General features: G+C 39.8%; 14 protein-coding genes, 2 tRNA genes and 1 rRNA gene. 3 read left to right on the top strand and 14 right to left on the bottom strand.

The window, feature by feature from the left end:
- Positions 1-84: 84 nt before the first annotated feature.
- The 4 genes from AAC388_RS00085 to tyrS form a co-directional block, all read right to left on the bottom strand.
- Positions 85-160: transfer RNA gene (locus AAC388_RS00085), tRNA-Ala, on the bottom strand.
- Between the two features lie 55 nt (positions 161-215).
- A tRNA-Ile gene (locus AAC388_RS00080) sits at positions 216-292 on the bottom strand.
- A 59-nt stretch (positions 293-351) separates the two neighbouring features.
- A 16S ribosomal RNA gene (locus AAC388_RS00075) occupies positions 352-1,889 on the bottom strand.
- An 892-nt stretch (positions 1,890-2,781) separates the two neighbouring features.
- On the bottom strand, positions 2,782-4,014 hold the full coding sequence (gene tyrS, locus AAC388_RS00070) for a tyrosine--tRNA ligase (RefSeq protein ID WP_080973473.1): 1,233 nt from the start codon (positions 4,012-4,014) through the stop codon (positions 2,782-2,784).
- A 61-nt stretch (positions 4,015-4,075) separates the two neighbouring features.
- Between tyrS and AAC388_RS00065 the strand changes: the two genes are divergently transcribed.
- Both AAC388_RS00065 and AAC388_RS00060 read left to right on the top strand, forming a co-directional pair.
- The gene (locus AAC388_RS00065) at positions 4,076-5,203 is read left to right on the top strand and encodes an anhydro-N-acetylmuramic acid kinase (protein ID WP_342371042.1); all 1,128 of its coding nucleotides are present in this window, start codon (positions 4,076-4,078) and stop codon (positions 5,201-5,203) included.
- 127 nt (positions 5,204-5,330) lie between these two features.
- Positions 5,331-6,173 (top strand): alpha/beta hydrolase, encoded by an 843-nt coding sequence (locus AAC388_RS00060; RefSeq protein WP_342371041.1) that lies wholly within the window; start codon positions 5,331-5,333, stop codon positions 6,171-6,173.
- A gap of 60 nt (positions 6,174-6,233) precedes the next feature.
- On the opposite strand, the gene erpA is transcribed toward AAC388_RS00060, so the two are convergent.
- From erpA to AAC388_RS00040, 4 genes are all read right to left on the bottom strand, one after another.
- A complete protein-coding gene (gene erpA / locus AAC388_RS00055) occupies positions 6,234-6,569 on the bottom strand; it encodes an iron-sulfur cluster insertion protein ErpA (protein WP_002115421.1) in 336 nt (111 codons plus the stop codon).
- A gap of 124 nt (positions 6,570-6,693) precedes the next feature.
- On the bottom strand, positions 6,694-7,698 hold the full coding sequence (locus tag AAC388_RS00050; protein ID WP_342371040.1) for a putative solute-binding protein: 1,005 nt from the start codon (positions 7,696-7,698) through the stop codon (positions 6,694-6,696).
- A gap of 352 nt (positions 7,699-8,050) precedes the next feature.
- Positions 8,051-9,058, bottom strand: a complete 1,008-nt coding sequence (locus AAC388_RS00045) for a putative solute-binding protein (protein WP_002115480.1) — start codon at positions 9,056-9,058, stop codon at positions 8,051-8,053.
- Positions 9,059-9,313: 255 nt separating this feature from the next.
- Entirely contained in the window at positions 9,314-10,318 is a 1,005-nt protein-coding gene (locus AAC388_RS00040; RefSeq protein WP_342371039.1) for a putative solute-binding protein, read from the bottom strand.
- Positions 10,319-10,571: 253 nt separating this feature from the next.
- Here AAC388_RS00040 and AAC388_RS00035 point away from each other — a divergent pair, with 253 nt between their 5' ends.
- The gene (locus AAC388_RS00035) at positions 10,572-12,500 is read left to right on the top strand and encodes an ATP-binding cassette domain-containing protein (protein ID WP_342371038.1); all 1,929 of its coding nucleotides are present in this window, start codon (positions 10,572-10,574) and stop codon (positions 12,498-12,500) included.
- A gap of 50 nt (positions 12,501-12,550) precedes the next feature.
- Here the strand turns inward: AAC388_RS00035 and AAC388_RS00030 are convergent, their stop codons facing one another.
- The 6 genes from AAC388_RS00030 to dnaA all read right to left on the bottom strand — a co-directional run bounded on the left by AAC388_RS00030 (position 12,551) and on the right by dnaA (position 20,302).
- On the bottom strand, positions 12,551-13,477 hold the full coding sequence (locus AAC388_RS00030; protein ID WP_342371037.1) for a hypothetical protein: 927 nt from the start codon (positions 13,475-13,477) through the stop codon (positions 12,551-12,553).
- A 124-nt stretch (positions 13,478-13,601) separates the two neighbouring features.
- The gene (cybC, locus tag AAC388_RS00025; RefSeq protein WP_206224635.1) at positions 13,602-13,994 is read right to left on the bottom strand and encodes a cytochrome b562; all 393 of its coding nucleotides are present in this window, start codon (positions 13,992-13,994) and stop codon (positions 13,602-13,604) included.
- Between the two features lie 35 nt (positions 13,995-14,029).
- Positions 14,030-16,498 (bottom strand): DNA topoisomerase (ATP-hydrolyzing) subunit B, encoded by a 2,469-nt coding sequence (gene gyrB, locus AAC388_RS00020; protein WP_069036323.1) that lies wholly within the window; start codon positions 16,496-16,498, stop codon positions 14,030-14,032.
- A gap of 52 nt (positions 16,499-16,550) precedes the next feature.
- Complete coding sequence (gene recF / locus AAC388_RS00015; RefSeq protein WP_002115479.1) at positions 16,551-17,633, bottom strand: DNA replication/repair protein RecF; 1,083 nt, start codon at positions 17,631-17,633, stop codon at positions 16,551-16,553.
- A gap of 14 nt (positions 17,634-17,647) precedes the next feature.
- Positions 17,648-18,796 carry a DNA polymerase III subunit beta gene (gene dnaN, locus AAC388_RS00010; RefSeq protein WP_002115478.1) on the bottom strand — a complete coding sequence of 383 codons (1,149 nt, stop codon included), beginning with the start codon at positions 18,794-18,796 and terminating at the stop codon, positions 17,648-17,650.
- A gap of 96 nt (positions 18,797-18,892) precedes the next feature.
- Positions 18,893-20,302, bottom strand: a complete 1,410-nt coding sequence (gene dnaA / locus AAC388_RS00005; protein WP_262448811.1) for a chromosomal replication initiator protein DnaA — start codon at positions 20,300-20,302, stop codon at positions 18,893-18,895.

The raw sequence follows: 20,302 nt of genomic DNA, 5'->3' as shown, positions 1-20,302 counted from the left end.
GTGATACTTAAATCACAGAAGTTAATAAACCAAGACCGAAATCTCTATTTACTAATTTCTGTAATCCGAACTTCTCTTAAGTTCTGGTGGAGACTAGGAGAGTCGAACTCCTGACCTCCTGCGTGCAAAGCAGGCGCTCTACCAACTAAGCTAAGTCCCCAGCTTACATCATCAGTCATGTATCTTTTATCTATAACTTCAACCAGTCAAAGTCATGGTGGGTCTGACAAGACTTGAACTTGTGACCCCACGCTTATCAAGCGTGTGCTCTAACCAACTGAGCTACAGACCCTCAGATACATCTATGAAGAACAACTTGTTGTGGATTCTTACCAATCGTCAATCTTTCGTTAAGGAGGTGATCCAGCCGCAGGTTCCCCTACGGCTACCTTGTTACGACTTCACCCCAGTCATCGGCCACACCGTGGTAACCGCCCTCTTTGCAGTTAGGCTAGCTACTTCTGGTGCAACAAACTCCCATGGTGTGACGGGCGGTGTGTACAAGGCCCGGGAACGTATTCACCGCGGCATTCTGATCCGCGATTACTAGCGATTCCGACTTCATGGAGTCGAGTTGCAGACTCCAATCCGGACTACGATCGGCTTTTTGAGATTAGCATCCTATCGCTAGGTAGCAACCCTTTGTACCGACCATTGTAGCACGTGTGTAGCCCTGGCCGTAAGGGCCATGATGACTTGACGTCGTCCCCGCCTTCCTCCAGTTTGTCACTGGCAGTATCCTTAAAGTTCCCGACATTACTCGCTGGCAAATAAGGAAAAGGGTTGCGCTCGTTGCGGGACTTAACCCAACATCTCACGACACGAGCTGACGACAGCCATGCAGCACCTGTATGTAAGTTCCCGAAGGCACCAATCCATCTCTGGAAAGTTCTTACTATGTCAAGGCCAGGTAAGGTTCTTCGCGTTGCATCGAATTAAACCACATGCTCCACCGCTTGTGCGGGCCCCCGTCAATTCATTTGAGTTTTAGTCTTGCGACCGTACTCCCCAGGCGGTCTACTTATCGCGTTAGCTGCGCCACTAAAGCCTCAAAGGCCCCAACGGCTAGTAGACATCGTTTACGGCATGGACTACCAGGGTATCTAATCCTGTTTGCTCCCCATGCTTTCGCACCTCAGCGTCAGTGTTAGGCCAGATGGCTGCCTTCGCCATCGGTATTCCTCCAGATCTCTACGCATTTCACCGCTACACCTGGAATTCTACCATCCTCTCCCACACTCTAGCTAACCAGTATCGAATGCAATTCCCAAGTTAAGCTCGGGGATTTCACATTTGACTTAATTAGCCGCCTACGCGCGCTTTACGCCCAGTAAATCCGATTAACGCTTGCACCCTCTGTATTACCGCGGCTGCTGGCACAGAGTTAGCCGGTGCTTATTCTGCGAGTAACGTCCACTATCTCTAGGTATTAACTAAAGTAGCCTCCTCCTCGCTTAAAGTGCTTTACAACCATAAGGCCTTCTTCACACACGCGGCATGGCTGGATCAGGCTTGCGCCCATTGTCCAATATTCCCCACTGCTGCCTCCCGTAGGAGTCTGGGCCGTGTCTCAGTCCCAGTGTGGCGGATCATCCTCTCAGACCCGCTACAGATCGTCGCCTTGGTAGGCCTTTACCCCACCAACTAGCTAATCCGACTTAGGCTCATCTATTAGCGCAAGGTCCGAAGATCCCCTGCTTTCTCCCGTAGGACGTATGCGGTATTAGCATTCCTTTCGAAATGTTGTCCCCCACTAATAGGCAGATTCCTAAGCATTACTCACCCGTCCGCCGCTAAGATCAGTAGCAAGCTACCTCTCTCCGCTCGACTTGCATGTGTTAAGCCTGCCGCCAGCGTTCAATCTGAGCCATGATCAAACTCTTCAGTTAAAATCATTTTGTACCTTATTTAAAGACAAGGTACCAATTCTGGCTCATCAATTACTGACTTAAATTTCGCTCAAATAAACTTCGAGTAATTTAAACCAATCAATCAATGAAAATTATTTCGATTAATCAACCAGTAAAAATCCACACAAGTTGTTCTTCAATTCTCTTAATGATCTTCTTCCTGGTTCGTCACCAGCAAGCTAGGTCGGCTATATTACTCTTAATCTCTTAAAAGTCAACAGGTAATTTCGATATTTTTAAAACTCATTCTCAAAACCAACTTACCATCAAATTCATCACTTAAAGCAATCAACTTAATCACAAGTAACTGTTTTTCAACAAGTTTCTATCTGCATCACCGCCGATGGATGTGCATTATAGATGATTAAGATCCCTTTGCAAGGGGTATTTCAGCCTTTTTCACTTGAGTGCCGTTTTTTTCTACTATTTTGCGAAAAAAGTGATATATATGGCTTTTTTTTAGGCATTTTCATTACTTTTTATTAGTTTTTATATTTAAGAATTTAGGACATTTTTAATTTTCTATATCTTCAATAGACGTTATAGACATATATAGTCCCTTAATTCTAAAGAATCTAAAGAATCTAAAGAATCTAAAGAATCTAAAGAATCTAAAGAATCTAAAGAATCTAAAGAATCTAAAGAATCTAAAGAATCTAAAGAATCTAAAGAATCTAAAGAATCTAAAGAATCTAAAGAAATAATAGAGTAAATACTCTACCCTGCTTTATATTTCTTATTATTTTTAATTTAATTCTTTAACTATTAATTATGTTTAGATGGTTCCACGTGGAACGCTTTAATTGATTTTGTGATCCAGAAATAAAAAAAAGCAGGATTACTCCTGCTTTTTTAATCTATAAATTTTTTATTAGTCAGTGAAAATTACACGTGCAATTGCTTTTTTACCTGATTGAATAATAAAGCTTCCGTTTTCTTTTACAGAGAAGCTTGCATCAACAGCATTCCAGTCAACTTTTACCGCACCACGAGCAACCGCATCTTTTGCCGCAGCTGCATTTGGGTTTAGGCCTGCTACACGTAAAATCGTAGCAATAAAGATTTCTCCTCCAAACTCACCAAGTGAAATAGTCACTTCTGGTGTGTCTTCAGGTACTTCACCTTCTGTAATACGGTTACCAGCACTCTTATGGGCATTAGTAGCAGCTTCTGCATCATGGAAGCGTTCAACTAACTCAAGCGCAAGGATACGTTTTACTTCTTGCGGATTACGACCAGCAGCAATTTCATCTAATAGAGCTTTGATCTCATCAAGAGATTTGAAGCTTAATAAATCGAAATAGCGTTCAATTAAAGAGTCTGGCATTGATAAAACTTTTTGGTACATTGCCCCTGGTGTATCAAATACACCAATATAGTTACCTAAAGATTTAGACATTTTATTTACGCCATCTAGACCTTCTAGAATCGGCACGGTGATACACACTTGAGATTCTTGGCCATAACGGCTTTGTAAAGTACGACCCATAAGTAAGTTAAAGGTCTGGTCTGTACCGCCTAACTCAACGTCAGCTTCAAGCGCAATTGAGTCATAACCTTGAACTAAAGGATATAAAAACTCATGAATTGCAATCGGCTGATGATTGCTATAACGCTTAGTAAAGTCATCACGCTCTAACATACGTGATACGGTTTGCTGACTTGCTAATTGGATAAGGTCAGCAGCAGACTTTTGATTAAACCATTCTGAGTTAAAACGTACTTTTGTTTTATTCGGATCTAATATCTTGAATACTTGCTCTTGATAAGTTTTAGCATTGGCTTCTACTTGTTCACGTGATAACGGCGGACGAGTTGCGCTTTTACCAGTTGGGTCACCAATCATTGCTGTATAGTCACCAATTAAGAAGGTAACTTCATGGCCCAAGTCTTGGAAAGTTTTTAGTTTATTAATAAGAACCGTATGTCCTAAATGTAAATCTGGTGCTGTAGGGTCAAAACCAGCTTTAATTTTAAGAGGGCGATTCTCTTTAAGCTTTTTCAGTAAATCTTCTTCTGAAATAATTTCGTGCGTGCCTCGTTGGATGAGGGCAAGCTGTTCTTCGGCGGGCAAGAAATTTGACATCACAAAACCTAAACACATCAGTTATTCAATTTGTGCGATATACTAACATTTTTTCAGCGTCTTGCAGGGGAAGTTGCATATGAGCGCAATCTATATCGGCGTAATGACTGGCACTAGTATGGATGGTGTGGATATTGTAGCGGCTTCATTTGAGCCACTACAGCTTCATGCCACTCTTACGGTTCCATTCGAACCCGAGTTACGTGATGAGCTTATGGCATTAACTTTACCTGATGACAATGAAATTGACCGTATGGGTAAAGCTGATGTTGCTCTGGCCCAAATGATCGGCCACGGGATTAATAATCTCATTGAAAAGCACCAATTAGACCGTAGCCAAATTAAAGCAATTGGGTCGCATGGGCAAACCATTCGTCATCGTCCAGAACATGGATTTACGTTACAAATTGGCGATCCCAACATCATTACTGAAATTACTCAGATTCCGGTTGTTTCAGATTTCCGTCGTAGAGATATGGCAGCAGGCGGTCAGGGCGCACCATTGGTTCCGGCTTTCCATCAAGCATTATTTCAACATCCAAGTATTCATCGTGTAATTTTGAATTTGGGTGGTATTGCTAATGTGAGTATGCTGCCTGCCAATAACAGTGACGGCGTATTTGGTTTTGATACAGGTCCTGCAAATATTTTGATGGATGCGTGGTGCCATCGCCATACAGGTCATCCATATGATGAAAATGGTGATTGGGCTGCCTATGGTCACCCTATTCGCTCTTTACTCGACCGTCTCCATGCACATGAATATTTTTCTAAAGAACCGCCTAAGAGCACAGGACGTGAAGACTTTAATATTGACTGGTTGGATGATCAGTTAATCGATTGGCGAAATGATTTAACCTATGATGAGTTAGAAGATACACCTGAAAACATCCAAGCAACCCTATTAAAACTCACTGTGCGTGCAATTCAAAAAGCAATTTATCGCTCTGAGATGGAAACAGGCGAAGTGTATGTTTGTGGTGGTGGTGCTTATAACTCTTATTTGTTAGAACAATTACGTTGGCGTTTACGTAAACATAATTGGTCTGTTCAACCTACCGATGTGTTAGGACTTTCCCCTACTTGGGTCGAGGCTACAGCATTTGCATGGTTAGCAATGCGCTTTGTAGATGGTTTAAGTGGTAATTTGCCAGCAGTAACAGGTGCTTCGGATTTCAGAATTCTAGGTACGATCACGGCGGTATAAAGCTATTTATCGATTTGATTGGTCAGATTCGACCTCATAGCACATTTACTGACCCGAAATGCTGTTATGTAAATGAGCATAAGAACTCATGATAAATGCCAACAAAAATGATTTAAGGCATGTTTTCATGGATCTGACCAAACGTATTCATCAATACACACGTGAGGTTTGGACATTCGATGTAATTGATTCAGGCCCTATAGATGGTCCACTCGTTGTTTTATTGCATGGTTTTCCAGAAACTGCTCATAGTTGGGAGCAAACCTCTGAATTATTGCATCAGCATCAATTTAGAACACTTGCAATTCATCAACGTGGTTATAGTTTAAATGCTAGGCCTCAAAGCCGATTTCAATATTCATTGAGTGAACTTGTAGAAGATGTGGCAAGTTTCATTGAGCAGCTTGGCCAGCCAGTTTATTTAATTGGGCATGACTGGGGCTCGGCAATCGCTTCGGGCATTGCGATGAAGTATCCACAATATATTCAGCATCTCACTTTAGTTTCTGTGCCCCATCAAGCTGCTTTTTTAAAAGCTTGTTTAAGCAGCAGACAACTTTTTAAATCTTATTATTTTGCAATTTTTCAGCTACCCATTCTGCCAGAACTTTTATTTAAAAAGATACCTAAATTGGGTCGTAAGTTTCTAAAGTCATCAGGCATGACTGAACAGCAAATTGCTATATTCGAGACTGAGTTTATAAAAGAAAATAGATTAACTACGGCGTTGAATTGGTATCGTGGCTTTTTTTGGGAGAAACCTCAAAATCCGTTTAAAGCCATAGATGTTCCAACTCTTTTTATTTGGGGTAAACATGATATTGCCGTTACAGAAAAAAGTGCCGAGCAAAACTCACATTATTTTAAAAATAGTTATGAAGCAGTTTTTATGGATGCGTCGCATTGGATTCCATATCAGAATGCACCTGAACTTGTGCAATATTTTTTAGAATCTGTCTGTAAAAGATAATGATCTGATCAATAAAAAAACCTCTCAAAATAGAGAGGTTTTTTAAATTTTAAAATTCTTTTAAATCGAGAATGAAGAACCACAACCACATGTTGTTGTTGCATTCGGGTTTTGTACGATAAAACGTGAACCTTCAAGACCTTCTACATAGTCAACTACTGAGCCAATTAAATATTGATAGCTAAGTGAGTCAACCAGCATTTTTACATCGCCATTTACGAATTCTGCATCATCTTCATTTACGCTTTCAGCAAAATTGAAGCCATACGAAAACCCTGAACACCCGCCTCCTGTTACATATACACGTAACATGAGATCGTCATTCCCTTCACTATCACGGAGTTGGCGTACCTTATTGGCAGCATTATCTGTCAAAACTAGAGCTTGGGCATTCATGATGATTGTTCCTCGGATTTTGCTGTGCCTTTCAAAATAAAAAAGACCCTATATTGAGTATAGCATAATCAATATAGGGTCTGTCTTCGAAGTTTAAAGCGAATCTTGAGTATTTTTATCAAGATTATTTGTAATTCTCATCCTGTAAGCCACACTCGAAGTTTTTAGCATCTTGCTTACAACGGAATTGCCAAAGGAGTTTCATCATACGTTTATCGTATACACCACGTTGTGTAAGGTTAATTCGAGACTCCCGCATAAGCTTTTGGTAGCCTGGCTTATCGGCTGCTGGGACATCCATCCAGTATTTTTGTGGAATATCAGCTTTCATTTTACCCAAGATAGTAAAAGCACGTGGCAGCTGACCCGAAACCCATTCCCTAGATTTCTGGCCAAAACCAGTTGGGAACTTATCAGGACGAATAATAATATTTCCTGTGACCTGTAAGATCGGATAATTCACGATCGCACCTTTTGTGCCTAAACCTTTTTGTAGTTCCAAAGGTTTAAATGCTGCTGCTGGCGCACCAATAATATCAACTTGATGATTATTAAATTTCGCACCAAAATTTGTTACGTCAGCACTAACAGCCTGTGCCCCGACCTGCTGAACCATAATTTTTTGTGCTTCATCATAGTCAAGCACAGCGATTTTTTTACCGGCAGCTTTCGCTACTGTATTGATGCTACGGTCATTTACTAAAAGGTAAGCATCACCAACGGGAATAATACCGACGACCTCATAGCGTCCATTAACCATATATTTACTAAAAGTTTGGCTCGCTAAGCCTTGCATGACTTTAACAGCAAGTTTGAGATCTGGAATCGCACCAATTGCATCTAATGAACCAGTAAATGAGTTGAATTGACGCCCGCGCATTCCTGACACGCTAATACCATCACATTTACCCGCTTTAAAATCTTCAGCAATCACGGCTTCATTCTGGTTTACTTTAAGCTCGATATCAGCTCCCCAGTTTTTAGCGGCAAGCTGATAATCCTTCATCAGCGCATAGACATCGCCATTTTTACCAACGAAGTCAAAAACACATACTGTTTGTTTAGCCTCGGCTGCAAAAGAAACTGTTGTAAGTCCCAGCGCAAGTAATAGCGTTTTGGAAAATTGCATATTCTTTTTCCTTTCCTTGTGGAGTTTTTGTTTTTCGATACCAAGAAATTTCACACCGATCAGGTATGAATCGGATAGGCCTCATATAAAAATCATGATGGAATATTTTTATAGACCGTATTTGCTTTTATGATTTTATTTCCATGGAAAATAGATAGCGATTTACCTACCTATTAGCAATTATTTTAATCACTTAAGTCCTTGATCTATTTTTATACCTTCATGTTTCCTTATGAAGTTTTTATCTAAATTTAGCTTAACGTCTTTCTAACTAACCACAATGGCAGAACTGACAGCGTATATAAAACAAAAAGCCTAGAACTCAGTCTAGGCTTTCTGAAAGAAATTAGGATTATTCACCAGGCATTGAACATTCAAAGTTAGCCTTGTCTACAGAACAACGTGCTTTTTTGAGTACAGACATCATTCCAGCATCGTAAACACCACGTTTAGTTAAGTCCATACGGCCATCACGCAACATTTTTTGATACTTAAGTTTATCTTCTGCACTTAAGTTCATTTTGTATTTGCCAGGAATTTGCGCTTCTAAACGGTTGATCATTGCAAAGCTCTTCGGTAACTGTTTAACAAACCAGTCACGAGATTTTTGACCAAAACCAGCTGGGAATTTATCAGAACGTAATACTAGATCTGCTGTAACGTGTAATACAGGGAAGTTCCACATTACACCGTTTGCGCCTAAACCTTTATTTAACTCTAATGGTTTGTAAGCATAAGCAGGCGCACCTACCATATCTACCTGACCATTGTTGAATTTAGCAGCAAAGTTTGAAATATCAGAAAGAACTGCTTGAGCTCCTACACGTTGCACCATAATTTTTTGTGCGTCGTCATAGCCAAGTACAGCGAATTTTTTACCCGCAGCTTTTTCAACAGAGTTGATGTTTTTGTCACGTACGAAAATGAATGCTGAACCTAGTGGAGAAATACCAGCAACTTCGTATTTTTTACCACCCATATTTGTGGTCATTTTTGCTGCATTACGCGCATCTAATACATAGGTAATTGCACGTTGAGCGATTTGGTTATTTGGAACACCACCAAGTGAGTCGATAGATCCTGCGAATTTGTTATATTGGCGTGCACGCATTGCTGTCATTGCTACAGCATCACACTTACCCGCTTTAAAATCATTATCAGCAACAGCCTCGTCCTGACGAGGAACTAAGTTAATTTCAGTACCCCAGCCTTTTGCAGCAAGAGCCCATTCTTCCATCATTTTATATGAGTCGCCTGCTTTTCCTAAGAGGTCGAATACACATACGGTACTCGCTGCTTGCGCTGAAGCAGAAAAACCAACAACAGAAGCGGCAGCCATAGCAAGTACGATTTTTTTCATTTTCTTCATCCTTCCACGGAACAGATTTTTTGTTTGAAGTTTCCTTTCAAACACAGATATTAATCATGTTTTTTAGAAAAAAATAGAGCTTTTACTCAAATATTTTTATCTCATTGAACCATTGTTTGTTAGATTTAAATTATTTATTAGCAGTAAAAATCACTAAGTTTCCGTAAGTTACTTTTTATATTCACAATTTTCATACCCATATTCAGCTTTGAAATATATGTAGCGTTTTTGTGTTTAAAAAATAAACTACTCACCACTAAGAGTACATTCAAAATTTGTCCGTTCAACTGTACAGCGGGCACGTTTCAGTACACTCATCATTGTTGCATCGTATACGCCTTGTTTTGTTAAATTGAGACGGCCTTCACGTAAAATTTTTTGATATTTAGTTTTGTCTTCTACAGAAAAGTTCATTTTAATTTTTGAGGATACGCCCATTTCTAGCCGTTTTATCATGGCAAAGTTCTGGGGTAATTGTTGTGTAAACCAAGCACGAGACTTTATACCGAAATCTGTGGGGAACTTATCACTTCGGGCAATTAAATCACCCGTAACATTAACCACGGGAAAAGTAAACATTGCTCCTTTCGTTCCAACCCCTTTGCCAATCTCTAAAGGTTTATAAGCATAAGCGGGTGCAGCAATCGCATCAACTTGGCCACTATTAAACTTTTTCACAAAATCGGTAATTTCTGAAGGAATAGGCTTAGCACCAACGCTTTCTACCATAATTTTTTGTGCTGCGTCATATTGCAAAATAGCAAATTTAGTCCCACGTACTTTTTCAATTGAGTTGAGGTTTTTATCTCTCACAAATAAATAAGCCAATCCAATCTGAACAATACCAACGACCTCGTAATTGGTTCCATTTTGTGCAGTAACCATACGATGTTTATTACGCTTATCTAAAACGTAACTGATGGCTTTTTGGGCAATTGCATTACTGGTTACTCCCCCAATAGCATCAATCGAACCTGCAAATTTATTGTAGTTTCGCGCCCGCATGGAAGTCATATAAGCGGCATCGCACTTACCTTCACGCAATCTACGGTCAACTAAGCCTTCATCTTGAAATGGAATTAAAGTGATATCTGCTTGCCATTCTTTCGCTGCAAGCGCCCACTCTTCCATCATTTTATAGGATTCACCTGACTTGCCCAATAAATCAAACACACAGACATTTTGCCCTGCATGCACTGTCCCCACAGCACAGCAAAATGCTGCGCCAATCATCCCCAATCTTTTTTTCATTTGACTTTCCTTAGTCTAGTTTTATTAGCAGCTCATTAATCAGCCAAATTTCAAACTGTTTTTATTTTAGCCATATTTTTTTAAAAGTATTCTATCTCGTTCAATATTTTGAAAATTTCGGATGAATAGCAAGATTTAGAATGTCTTGATATATACAATTATTAACGACTGCTCACTAAAATCCGGAAAGTTTTGTTTTCATCGACAGTTCTCTTTAAAATACAGCATCCCTAACTCACCTCGATAAAATAAGATGATTCAATTTGACCAAGTTTCTTTACGCCGCGGTGGACGTGTTCTATTTCAAAAAGCGTCTATGCAATTACACCCAGGTTGGAAGATTGGTCTGACTGGAGTAAATGGTGCAGGTAAATCGACCTTATTTGCTGCATTACTTGGAAGTTTAGGTGCTGATGAAGGTTCACTCACTCGTCCCTCAGGCTGGACCGTGGCGCATATGGCGCAAGAAGTAAAAGCCCTAGATATGCCTGCAATTGATTTTGTTCTTTCAGGTGATGAAGAGTTTTGGGATATTCAAAATAAGCTTGCTCAACCAGATCAACTGAGTGATTTTGAATTGGCTAAATTGCATGGCCGCTTTGATGAAATTCATGGTTATTCAGCCCCCTCTAAAGCTGCGCAGCTCATGGCAGGTCTCGGTTTTCTAGAAAATCAATTACGTTTGAATGTTGAGAGCTTCTCAGGTGGATGGCGTATGCGTTTAAATTTAGCGCGTACCCTCATGAGTCGTTCTGATCTACTCTTACTGGATGAGCCAACAAACCACTTAGATTTGGATGCAATTCTGTGGTTAGAAGATTGGCTTAAAGCCTATGAAGGTACACTCATTCTAATTTCGCATGACCGCGACTTTTTAGATGCGATTACAGATCATATTCTTCACATTGAAAATCAGGAACTCACGCTTTACACCGGGAACTACTCTACATTTGAAACCACGCGTAGTGAACGTCTTGCCCAGCAACAACAAGCTTTTGAGAAGCAGCAAGAAACACGTGCTCATCTACAAAAGTTTATTGACCGTTTTAAGGCAAAAGCGACTAAAGCTCGTCAGGCACAAAGTCGTATTAAACAACTTGAGCGCATGCAGCAACTTGCACCAGCCCATGTAGATACACCGTTTACATTTAGTTTCCGTGAACCGACTAAAATGAGTTCACCGTTGCTGACTTTAGACAATGCTAGCATTGGTTATGGTAATAAACAGATAGCCGAAAAAATCAGATTACAAATTACACCAAACTCACGTATTGGTTTACTGGGTATGAACGGCGCAGGTAAGTCAACACTGATTAAAAGCTTGGTTGGTGATTTACCACTCTTGGCAGGTGAACGTAAAGCTTCCGAACTGCTTAACATTGGTTATTTTGCACAGCACCAGATGGATGCTTTAGATGGCAATGCTAGTCCAATGCTACAGCTTGCCCGTATAGCAGATAAACAAATTAGTGAAGCCACTCTACGTTCATTCTTAGGTAGTTTTGGCTTTAGCGGTGAACGCATGGATACACCATGTGAAAGCTTTTCTGGTGGAGAACGTGCTCGTTTAGCTCTAGCACTCATTGTATGGCAGCGTCCAAATGTTTTAATTCTCGATGAACCGACGAACCATTTAGATCTTGATATGCGTCATGCATTGAGCATGGCATTACAAGATTTTGAAGGTGCCGTTGTTCTGGTTTCCCATGAACGCCAACTTATTGCGAGTGTATGTGATGAGCTTCTTTTAGTACACGGTGGTAAATGTACTGAGTTCGAGGGTGATTTACAGGACTATGCTAAATGGCTACGTGAAGCACGTCAGCAACAAATCAATGCTCAGACTGCTGTAGCACAGAATGACTCATCCTCTGCCGCTCCAGCGCCGGCTAAAGTTGATAAAGAAGCACAGCGTAAAGAAGCAGCTCGCCGTCGTGAACAGACTCGACCTATTCGTAAAAATATTGAAAAGGTTGAATCACAAATTGAAAAGCTACAACCGCAGCTCGCCAAAATTGAAGAATCCTTAGCAGACACATCTTTATATGAGGTTGCACGTAAGGATGATCTACTCAAACTTATGAATGAGCAGACAGAGCTGAAAGCTAAACTTGAGCAACACGAAGAGCAGCTTTTGGAACTCATGATGGAATTAGAAGAAATGGAAGCTTCTTTTGATTAATCAATTTTCTAAAATAAAAAAGCCGATTTCTTAATCGACTTTTTTATTCGTTAATAAGGCGTATAAAAAGCCCCTAATTCATTTAAATTGGTATTTATCGGTAAAGGCCAAACACTGCTTGATAAGCTGTCTGCAATATATAAATCGTATCCGCCTCGACTCCCTGTTTGTCCTGCAAGAGACACCACCATGTAACGCTGATCTAAAGGAGCTGGATCGGAAGTATCGTAATTAATATTGTTAAATGACAAACGTGTGGTTTGTTTATTAGCCATATCATAAATATATATCTGGTCATGAGGATTTGTTGAACTGTACCAGCGTACATATAAGAACCGACTTCCTTGCCACCATACTGGATAATATGAAGCGATATTGGTCAGCTGTGTATCATAAGCACCCGATTGATCAATACTGAAAATTCTAGAATTATTTCCAGCACCTTTCGCATATAAAATTTGGGTGGTATTCACCATCGGATAAGGCATCGATTCTTCTATATCCCAACCATTTTGAGTAACAGAAGTCATCGTCCGATCCGTCATTTTAACGATTTTTAAATCGCCATTTTGTTTAAAAATAATACGCTGGTTATCTATGAATTTAGGATCTTCATCACGCTTATTATTCCCCTGAGTTAAGTTAATAGGTAACTCACCACTTCCGACTTTCCAAACATATACATCCCATGCATCACCATAATGCTGCCCAGAGTTAACTCCCATGAAAGTTAACCATTTTCCATCTGGAGAAAAATGGCCATTCATCATATGATCAATTTTCCAATTTGCACCGAGTAATGTGGTCTGCTGTGTTGTGAAGTTATAAAGATAAAGCTTACTGTCCCATGCGTCATAATCACTGTAACGATGAAATACTAATTTTCCATAAAAGGTGGGGGCTATCGCAGCATGCAATTGAAATAAGCAATTAAAAAATATGATTCCAATACATAAGAATTTTTGTGTTTTTTTCAAAATTATATTCTCTTGATATAAATGGAAACTACCATCTAAATGATAGTTTAAAAGTTCAGTTCTTATAAAAGAAAAGGCTTTGTCTTAAATTAAACAAAGCCTTTTCTTTAATCATCATAAAAAATTATCTAAATTTTTTATGATTTTCATTTCGTATTTTAACTAAATTGATTGCTTCAGCTTTGGCTTGATCTAATTGTCCTTGCTCAACTAAAACAGTTACTTTATCAATTTCAGCAACAAGCTGATCTAAACCAGCTTGATACTCTTTTACCTTTACATTTTCTGATGGTAATCCTTCGAGCCTATGCGGTAAATACTGCTTAGAAGAAACGGCTGCTTCACGCATTACAACAAGCTGTTGTTTCGCGTTATCAACATCCATCGTTTCAGCAAATGCTTTAGTACTCTTAGCTAAAGTTTTCATATTCGCTTCTAGGTCTGCCGCCGAAACAGCAGAACTTCCTAAAAACGCACATGAAATTAATAGGCTAGCTAATAATTTCTGACTCATCATTCTCTCCCTAGACTGATTTAGAATCATGTTATGAATTAAGCATCAATATCCGCATTTAAAGCATTCTCTTCGATGAATGCACGACGTGGTTCAACATCATCACCCATCAAGCAAGAGAACATACGATCTGCTTCAATCGCATCATCAATTGTCACCTGCAACATATTACGGTTTTCAGGATCCATTGTTGTTTCCCAAAGCTGCTCAGCATTCATCTCGCCAAGACCTTTATAGCGTTGAATCATCATACCGCGACGAGAATCTTGCAAGATATGTTGCCAAACTTGATGGAAGTTAGCTACTTGAATACGGCGGTCACCTTTTTGTAAATAAGCACCTTCTTCAAGTAAAGTGAACCAACTCTTCGAGTTTTTCAGTAAACGTGCATATTCAGCTGAATTCAATAAAGCTGCATCAAGCAAATACGCATGCGGCAAGTTATGTACATACACCGTAATACGTGGCCAATAATGCGCAGATTTTTCACCTTGAGCATTTTCACGTTCAAAGGCCTCTAGTGAGATTTCTGGACGTAAACTTGGCTGTAATCTGGTAATGATATCGCGCACCTGATCTGCCCATTGTTGTACATAAGCTTCATCATGGTTTTGATCACTCTTGAATGCTTCTACTTCAAGTAAAGCATCCAATAAGCTAGCTGGATAACGTAAAGTTAAGCGCTGTAAGCTCTTTTGTGAAACTTGATAGTCTTGAATCACCTTCGCAAGTGCTTCACCAGTAATTGCAGGTGCTTCAGCATTGGTATGCAAAGATAGCTCATCAATCGCATTTGAGATGAGATAAGTTTCTAACGCGTCATTATCTTTGATGTATTGTTCTTGTTTACCTTTCTTCAACTTATACAATGGTGGCTGAGCAATATAAATATGCCCACGCTCAACCAATTCCGGCATTTGACGGAAGAAGAATGTTAACAATAAGGTGCGGATATGCGAACCATCTACGTCGGCATCGGTCATGATAATGATTTTATGATAGCGAAGCTTATCAGGATTATATTCTTCACGCCCAATACCACAGCCAAGTGCAGTGATTAAAGTACCCACTTCCTGACTAGAAATCATTTTGTCAAAACGTGCACGTTCAACGTTCAGAATTTTACCTTTCAACGGTAAAATAGCCTGCATTTTACGATTACGTCCTTGCTTAGCACTACCACCAGCAGAGTCACCCTCGACTAGATATAATTCAGAAAGTGCTGGGTCTTTTTCCTGACAATCTGCCAATTTACCTGGTAAACCAGCAATATCAAGTGCACTCTTACGACGTGTCATTTCACGTGCCTTACGTGCAGCATCACGTGCACGCGCAGCATCAATAATTTTACCGGCAATCGATTTTGCAGCTTGCGGATTTTCAAGTAAGTAAGCAGAGAACTCTTTGTTCATTGCTTGCTCAACCGCTGGTTTTACTTCACTCGATACCAGTTTTTCTTTAGTTTGAGATGAGAACTTAGGATCAGGTACTTTTACCGAAATAATCGCGGTTAAACCTTCACGGGCATCATCACCTGTCACATTGACTTTTTCTTTCTTGAGAATATTTTCATTTTCAAGATATTGGTTAAGACCACGTGTTAAAGCCGCACGGAAACCTGCTAAATGAGTACCACCATCCTTTTGAGGAATATTGTTGGTAAAACAACGTACGTTTTCTTGATAACTTTCATTCCACTGCAATGCAACTTCTACACCAATACCGTTTTCTGTATCTGCGGTGAAATGGAAAATCTCGTTTAGATGAGTTTTACCTTCGTTAATGTATTTTACAAACTCAGATAAACCACCTTCGTAGTCATATACATGCTCAAGGTTAATACGTTCATCACGTAAAACAATGCGCACGCCCGCGTTTAAAAATGAAAGCTCTCGTAAACGACGCGCTAGAATTTCAACGTTAAAAATGGTTTGACTAAAAGTTAGTTCACTTGGCCAAAAACGTACAGTTGTACCACTGCTATCCGTTTCACCAATCACACGTAATGGATATTGCGGATCACCGTGGTGATATTCTTGTTCGTGCACTTGGCCAGCGCGATTAATAATTAAATGCAATTTACTTGAAAGCGCATTTACAACCGAAACACCTACGCCGTGCAAACCACCTGAAACTTTATAGCTATTGTCATCAAACTTACCGCCTGCGTGCAAGATAGTAAGAATTACTTCCGCTGCAGAAACCCCTTCTTCGGGATGGATATCGGTTGGAATACCACGACCATTGTCAGAAACACTTACTGATTCATCTTCGTGAATCGTAACAATAATTTCGTCACAATGTCCTGCTAAAGCTTCATCGATTGCGTTATCGACAACCTCGAATACCATATGGTGTAAACCGGTACCGTCGTCTGTATCCCCAATATACATCCCCGGACGTTTACGAACTGCATCTAATCCACGTAATACTTTAATACTAGAGGAATCATAAGCCTTTTCATTGGTTTGTTCTGTTTGAGAGGCTGATTGAGACTCTGAACTCATGGTTTCTCCCTAGCAAATATAGGTTTATTCAAAGATGGGTAACATCAAAAAATTATGGTGAAGCAAGACTAACTTGACCGGATTCAACATTGAATAATTGATATGAAATAGACAGATCATGTAAGTGTTTTTTTACCGATGCATGATCTAAAGTTGTCATAAAAACCTGGCTACCAAGTTGGCTTAATCGTTCAATTAAACGTTGTTGTGCGGTTAAGTCTAATTCTGCTGTCAGATCATCTAATAATACCACAGTTTCCTTATTACTCGCATGCAACATTGCAATTTGTGACAGTTTTAAGGCAATAATCAAGAGTTTTTTCTGACCTCTTGATAAAACTACATCAGCATGTCCAAACGGGGTTTTTAAGCGCAAATCTGCACGATGTGGGCCATATTCGGTATAGCGTCGTTCGATGTCTTTTTGGTGTTGATTCAGCAAGTCTTGCATGAGTCCCTGCTCTGTATGAAAACCGGGACTATATTCCAGTTCAATCTCTAGATCAGGTAGCAATTGACTTAAATCATTTTGAAAAAAGACATTCCATTGTTCCACAATACTTAAACGCTGAGAGTGTAAAATTTCACCATAATCACTCAACATTTTATTCCACGGCTCTAAATCCGCTAGAGAAATATTCCGTCTGGTTTTAAGTAAAGTATTACGCTGCTTTAATGCACGAGAATAATATTGCCAAGCAAAATAAAACTCAGGTTCCACGTGGAACATCAGCCAATCTAAAAGCTGGCGCCGAGGTTTCGCCCCATGGTCAATAATATCTGTACTTTGTGGATCAATATGCTGCAAAGGAAGCAGTTTAGCGAGTTGTCCTTGTGTAGCCACTGTATCGCCATTGACCTTCATCAACTGCTCACCAGAGGCCAACTTTTGCATGCCAATTTTTTCAGTTGCAGATTGCGCGAAAACAATCGCATCTTCAGCAGAGTATTGAATATAATTTTTAGGTATGTGGGTGCGGAACGACCGCCCTGTTGCAAGCAAATGGATTGCTTCCAGTATTGAAGTTTTTCCTGAACCGTTAGCGCCATAAAATACATTAAACGGTTGCAACCCTTGGAGTGCAACCGTTTTTAAATTACGCACACGTTCAATATTTAAACGCGTAAGATGCATATTAGATAGCCAGATTATACACGCATCGGCATAACGACATAGGTTTGATCAGGATGTGCCGGATCTTGAACCAATACAGATTGGTTTGCCTCAGTCATGCTCATATTTACATCATCACCATCAAGCACACCTAAAACATCCAGCAAATATTGCGCATTAAATGACATTTCAAGCGGTATGTTTTGATACTGAATCGCTAAATCCTCAATCGCTTCGTCTTGTTCAGGGTTATTTGCACGTAGCTGTAAAGAATCTTGATTAAAATTCAAGAAAACACCACGTAATTTCTCATTACTCAAAATTGCGACACGTTGTAATGATTGTTTGAACACATCATGGCTAATTAACACATGTTTATCGCCACCACGTGGAATTACACGACGATAATCAGGGAATTTTCCATCAATCAACTTTGTAGTAAAGCGAACAGTGATATCGCCCTGCTCTTTGTCACGGCTTGGCGTATTAATTGTGACATTTAACAATTCACGACCAATCAGCAACGTTAATTGTTCATCTTCAATGCTAAGTAAACGCTGTAATTCACCAACAGCTTTACGAGGCACAATTGCTTGGACCAATTGAGATGATGTAGAAGAAGCAGTAATTTCACAAAGTGCTAAACGGTGACCATCTGTTGTTACTGCACGTAATTGATTTTCATCAATTTCTAATAAAGTACCCGTTAAATAGAAACGTACATCTTGTACGGCCATAGCAAAAGCCGTTTTTTCAAATAAACGCTTTAACTCACGTTGAGTGACCTGTACTTGTGTACCTTGACTATTTTCAGTGGTCAATAATGGATAATCTTCTGCCGGTAAAGTACCTAATACAAAACGGCTATTACCAGATTTTAAAATACATCTTTGATCTTCAGTAATTTGTAAGTCAATCAATGCAGCTGTAGGCAATGATTTACAAATTTCCATCAACTTACGAGCAGGAACAGTTGTTTCACCTGCTTCAATGCATGCCCCTTCTGTTAAAACAGTACTGGCAACCAGCTCAACTTCTAAATCAGAACCGGTAATGGTGAGTGCCTGAGCATTAGTCTGAATTTTGACGTTTGAAAGAATATTCAATGTATGACGACGTTCTACCGCACCGACAACATGCGATAAAACATTGAGTAAGCTTTCTTTAGCGATTTTCAAACGCACGATTCATTCCTCTAGCAACTTGGAGCAAATATTCATTTTTTAGCTGTGTACTATGCTGCACTTACGTAGACTTTGCAACAACGTCTTATCATTTCATTAACTCTGGAGTAGACGCAGTAGATTTTTATAATCTTCGTCAAAAATCGGATCTTCTTCACGTAGACTTACTACTTTTTCGCAAGCATGCATGACTGTACTGTGGTCACGTCCACCAAAAGCCATTCCAATTTCGGGAAAACTATCACCAGTCAACTCACGAGCAAGTCCCATTGCTAACTGACGTGGTCGCGCATAGATTCGAGTCCGCTTTGGTCCTACCAATTCTTTTAAAGGAATACGGAAATATTCACTAACCACACGTTGGATATTTTCTACACTAATTGTACGTGCACGGATTGCCAACACATCTTTCAAAGACTCGCGGACAACATCAAGATCAATTGGTGCACCTTTAAAACGAGAAATCGCGACGACTTTATTGAGTGCGCCTTCAAGTTCACGTACGTTGGCAACTACTTGTTGTGCAATAAATAATGCACAATTTCGAGGTAAATCAACGCCGCTATTTTCGGCTTTTTTCAATAGAATTTCGATACGAGTTTCAATATCTGGCGGTTCAACGCCTACTGAAAGACCCCAAGAAAAGCGAGAAACCAAACGCGGATCTAACTCGGTCAATTCTTTTGGATAACGATCTGAAGTTAAAATAATCTGTTTAGATTCATCAAGTAACGCATTGAATGTATAGAAGAATTCAACCAAGCTTGCTTCTTTACCGGCTAAAAGATGAATATCATCGACCAACAATAAATCTAAAGAACGGCAATTTTTCTTAAATTCTTCAACTTTGCCTTTTTGCAAAGAACTTACAAAATCCTGAACGAAGCTCTCAGAGGTCATATACATCACCCGTGCATTAGGCTTGGCTTGCAATAAAGCATTACCAACTGCCTGCATCAAGTGAGTCTTACCCAATCCTGTCGGACCATATAAGAATAAAGGGTTATGCTGTGAAGCACCTAATTGTGTTAATACCTTTCTACATGTTTCAGCAGCCATCTGGTTCGAACGGCCTTCAACAAATAAAGAAAAAGTAAATTGGGGGTTTAATAGTTTCTTTTTCGGTGTTTTTGGGTTCACTACACTATTAGCCGTAGGTGAACTGGAAATAGAATCTGGTTCTTTTTTTACTTTAATACTTTGTTGGGGCGTAGTTTGCAAAGCAGCAGTTGTAGTTGCCGGCTGCTCACCTGATGACAAAATACTACCAGGACGAGAATCAACTAAAATCTCAACCTGACGTACACGCCCTTCTGATAGCTGTTCGGCCAATATAGAAATTAATTCTAGATGGTTCTCTTGAATGTAACGCGTCCAATAAGGATTAGGTGCATAAAGACGCAGTGTCCCTTCTACTTCTTCAGCAACTAATGGGCGAATCCACATCGCAAAGACGTTATCAGAGAGCTCTTGTCGCAAGCGAGTTAAGCAGTCTGTCCAAAGCAT

Origin of the sequence: Acinetobacter sp. D009 (assembly GCF_038562025.1) — a bacterium.
GTDB classification, from domain to species: domain Bacteria; phylum Pseudomonadota; class Gammaproteobacteria; order Pseudomonadales; family Moraxellaceae; genus Acinetobacter; species Acinetobacter pittii.
This window is presented reverse-complemented; position numbering and strand designations above follow the sequence as displayed.

Excerpts from the sequence above, each read along its gene's own strand:
- tyrS (WP_080973473.1), bottom strand. The coding sequence starts at position 4,014 with ATGTGTTTAGGTTTTGTGATGTCAAATTTCTTGCCCGCCGAAGAACAG.
- AAC388_RS00065 (WP_342371042.1), top strand. The coding sequence starts at position 4,076 with ATGAGCGCAATCTATATCGGCGTAATGACTGGCACTAGTATGGATGGT.
- AAC388_RS00060 (WP_342371041.1), top strand. The coding sequence starts at position 5,331 with ATGGATCTGACCAAACGTATTCATCAATACACACGTGAGGTTTGGACA.
- erpA (WP_002115421.1), bottom strand. The coding sequence starts at position 6,569 with ATGAATGCCCAAGCTCTAGTTTTGACAGATAATGCTGCCAATAAGGTA.
- AAC388_RS00050 (WP_342371040.1), bottom strand. The coding sequence starts at position 7,698 with ATGCAATTTTCCAAAACGCTATTACTTGCGCTGGGACTTACAACAGTT.
- AAC388_RS00045 (WP_002115480.1), bottom strand. The coding sequence starts at position 9,058 with ATGAAAAAAATCGTACTTGCTATGGCTGCCGCTTCTGTTGTTGGTTTT.
- AAC388_RS00040 (WP_342371039.1), bottom strand. The coding sequence starts at position 10,318 with ATGAAAAAAAGATTGGGGATGATTGGCGCAGCATTTTGCTGTGCTGTG.
- AAC388_RS00035 (WP_342371038.1), top strand. The coding sequence starts at position 10,572 with ATGATTCAATTTGACCAAGTTTCTTTACGCCGCGGTGGACGTGTTCTA.
- cybC (WP_206224635.1), bottom strand. The coding sequence starts at position 13,994 with ATGATGAGTCAGAAATTATTAGCTAGCCTATTAATTTCATGTGCGTTT.
- gyrB (WP_069036323.1), bottom strand. The coding sequence starts at position 16,498 with ATGAGTTCAGAGTCTCAATCAGCCTCTCAAACAGAACAAACCAATGAA.
- recF (WP_002115479.1), bottom strand. The coding sequence starts at position 17,633 with ATGCATCTTACGCGTTTAAATATTGAACGTGTGCGTAATTTAAAAACG.
- dnaA (WP_262448811.1), bottom strand. The coding sequence starts at position 20,302 with ATGCTTTGGACAGACTGCTTAACTCGCTTGCGACAAGAGCTCTCTGAT.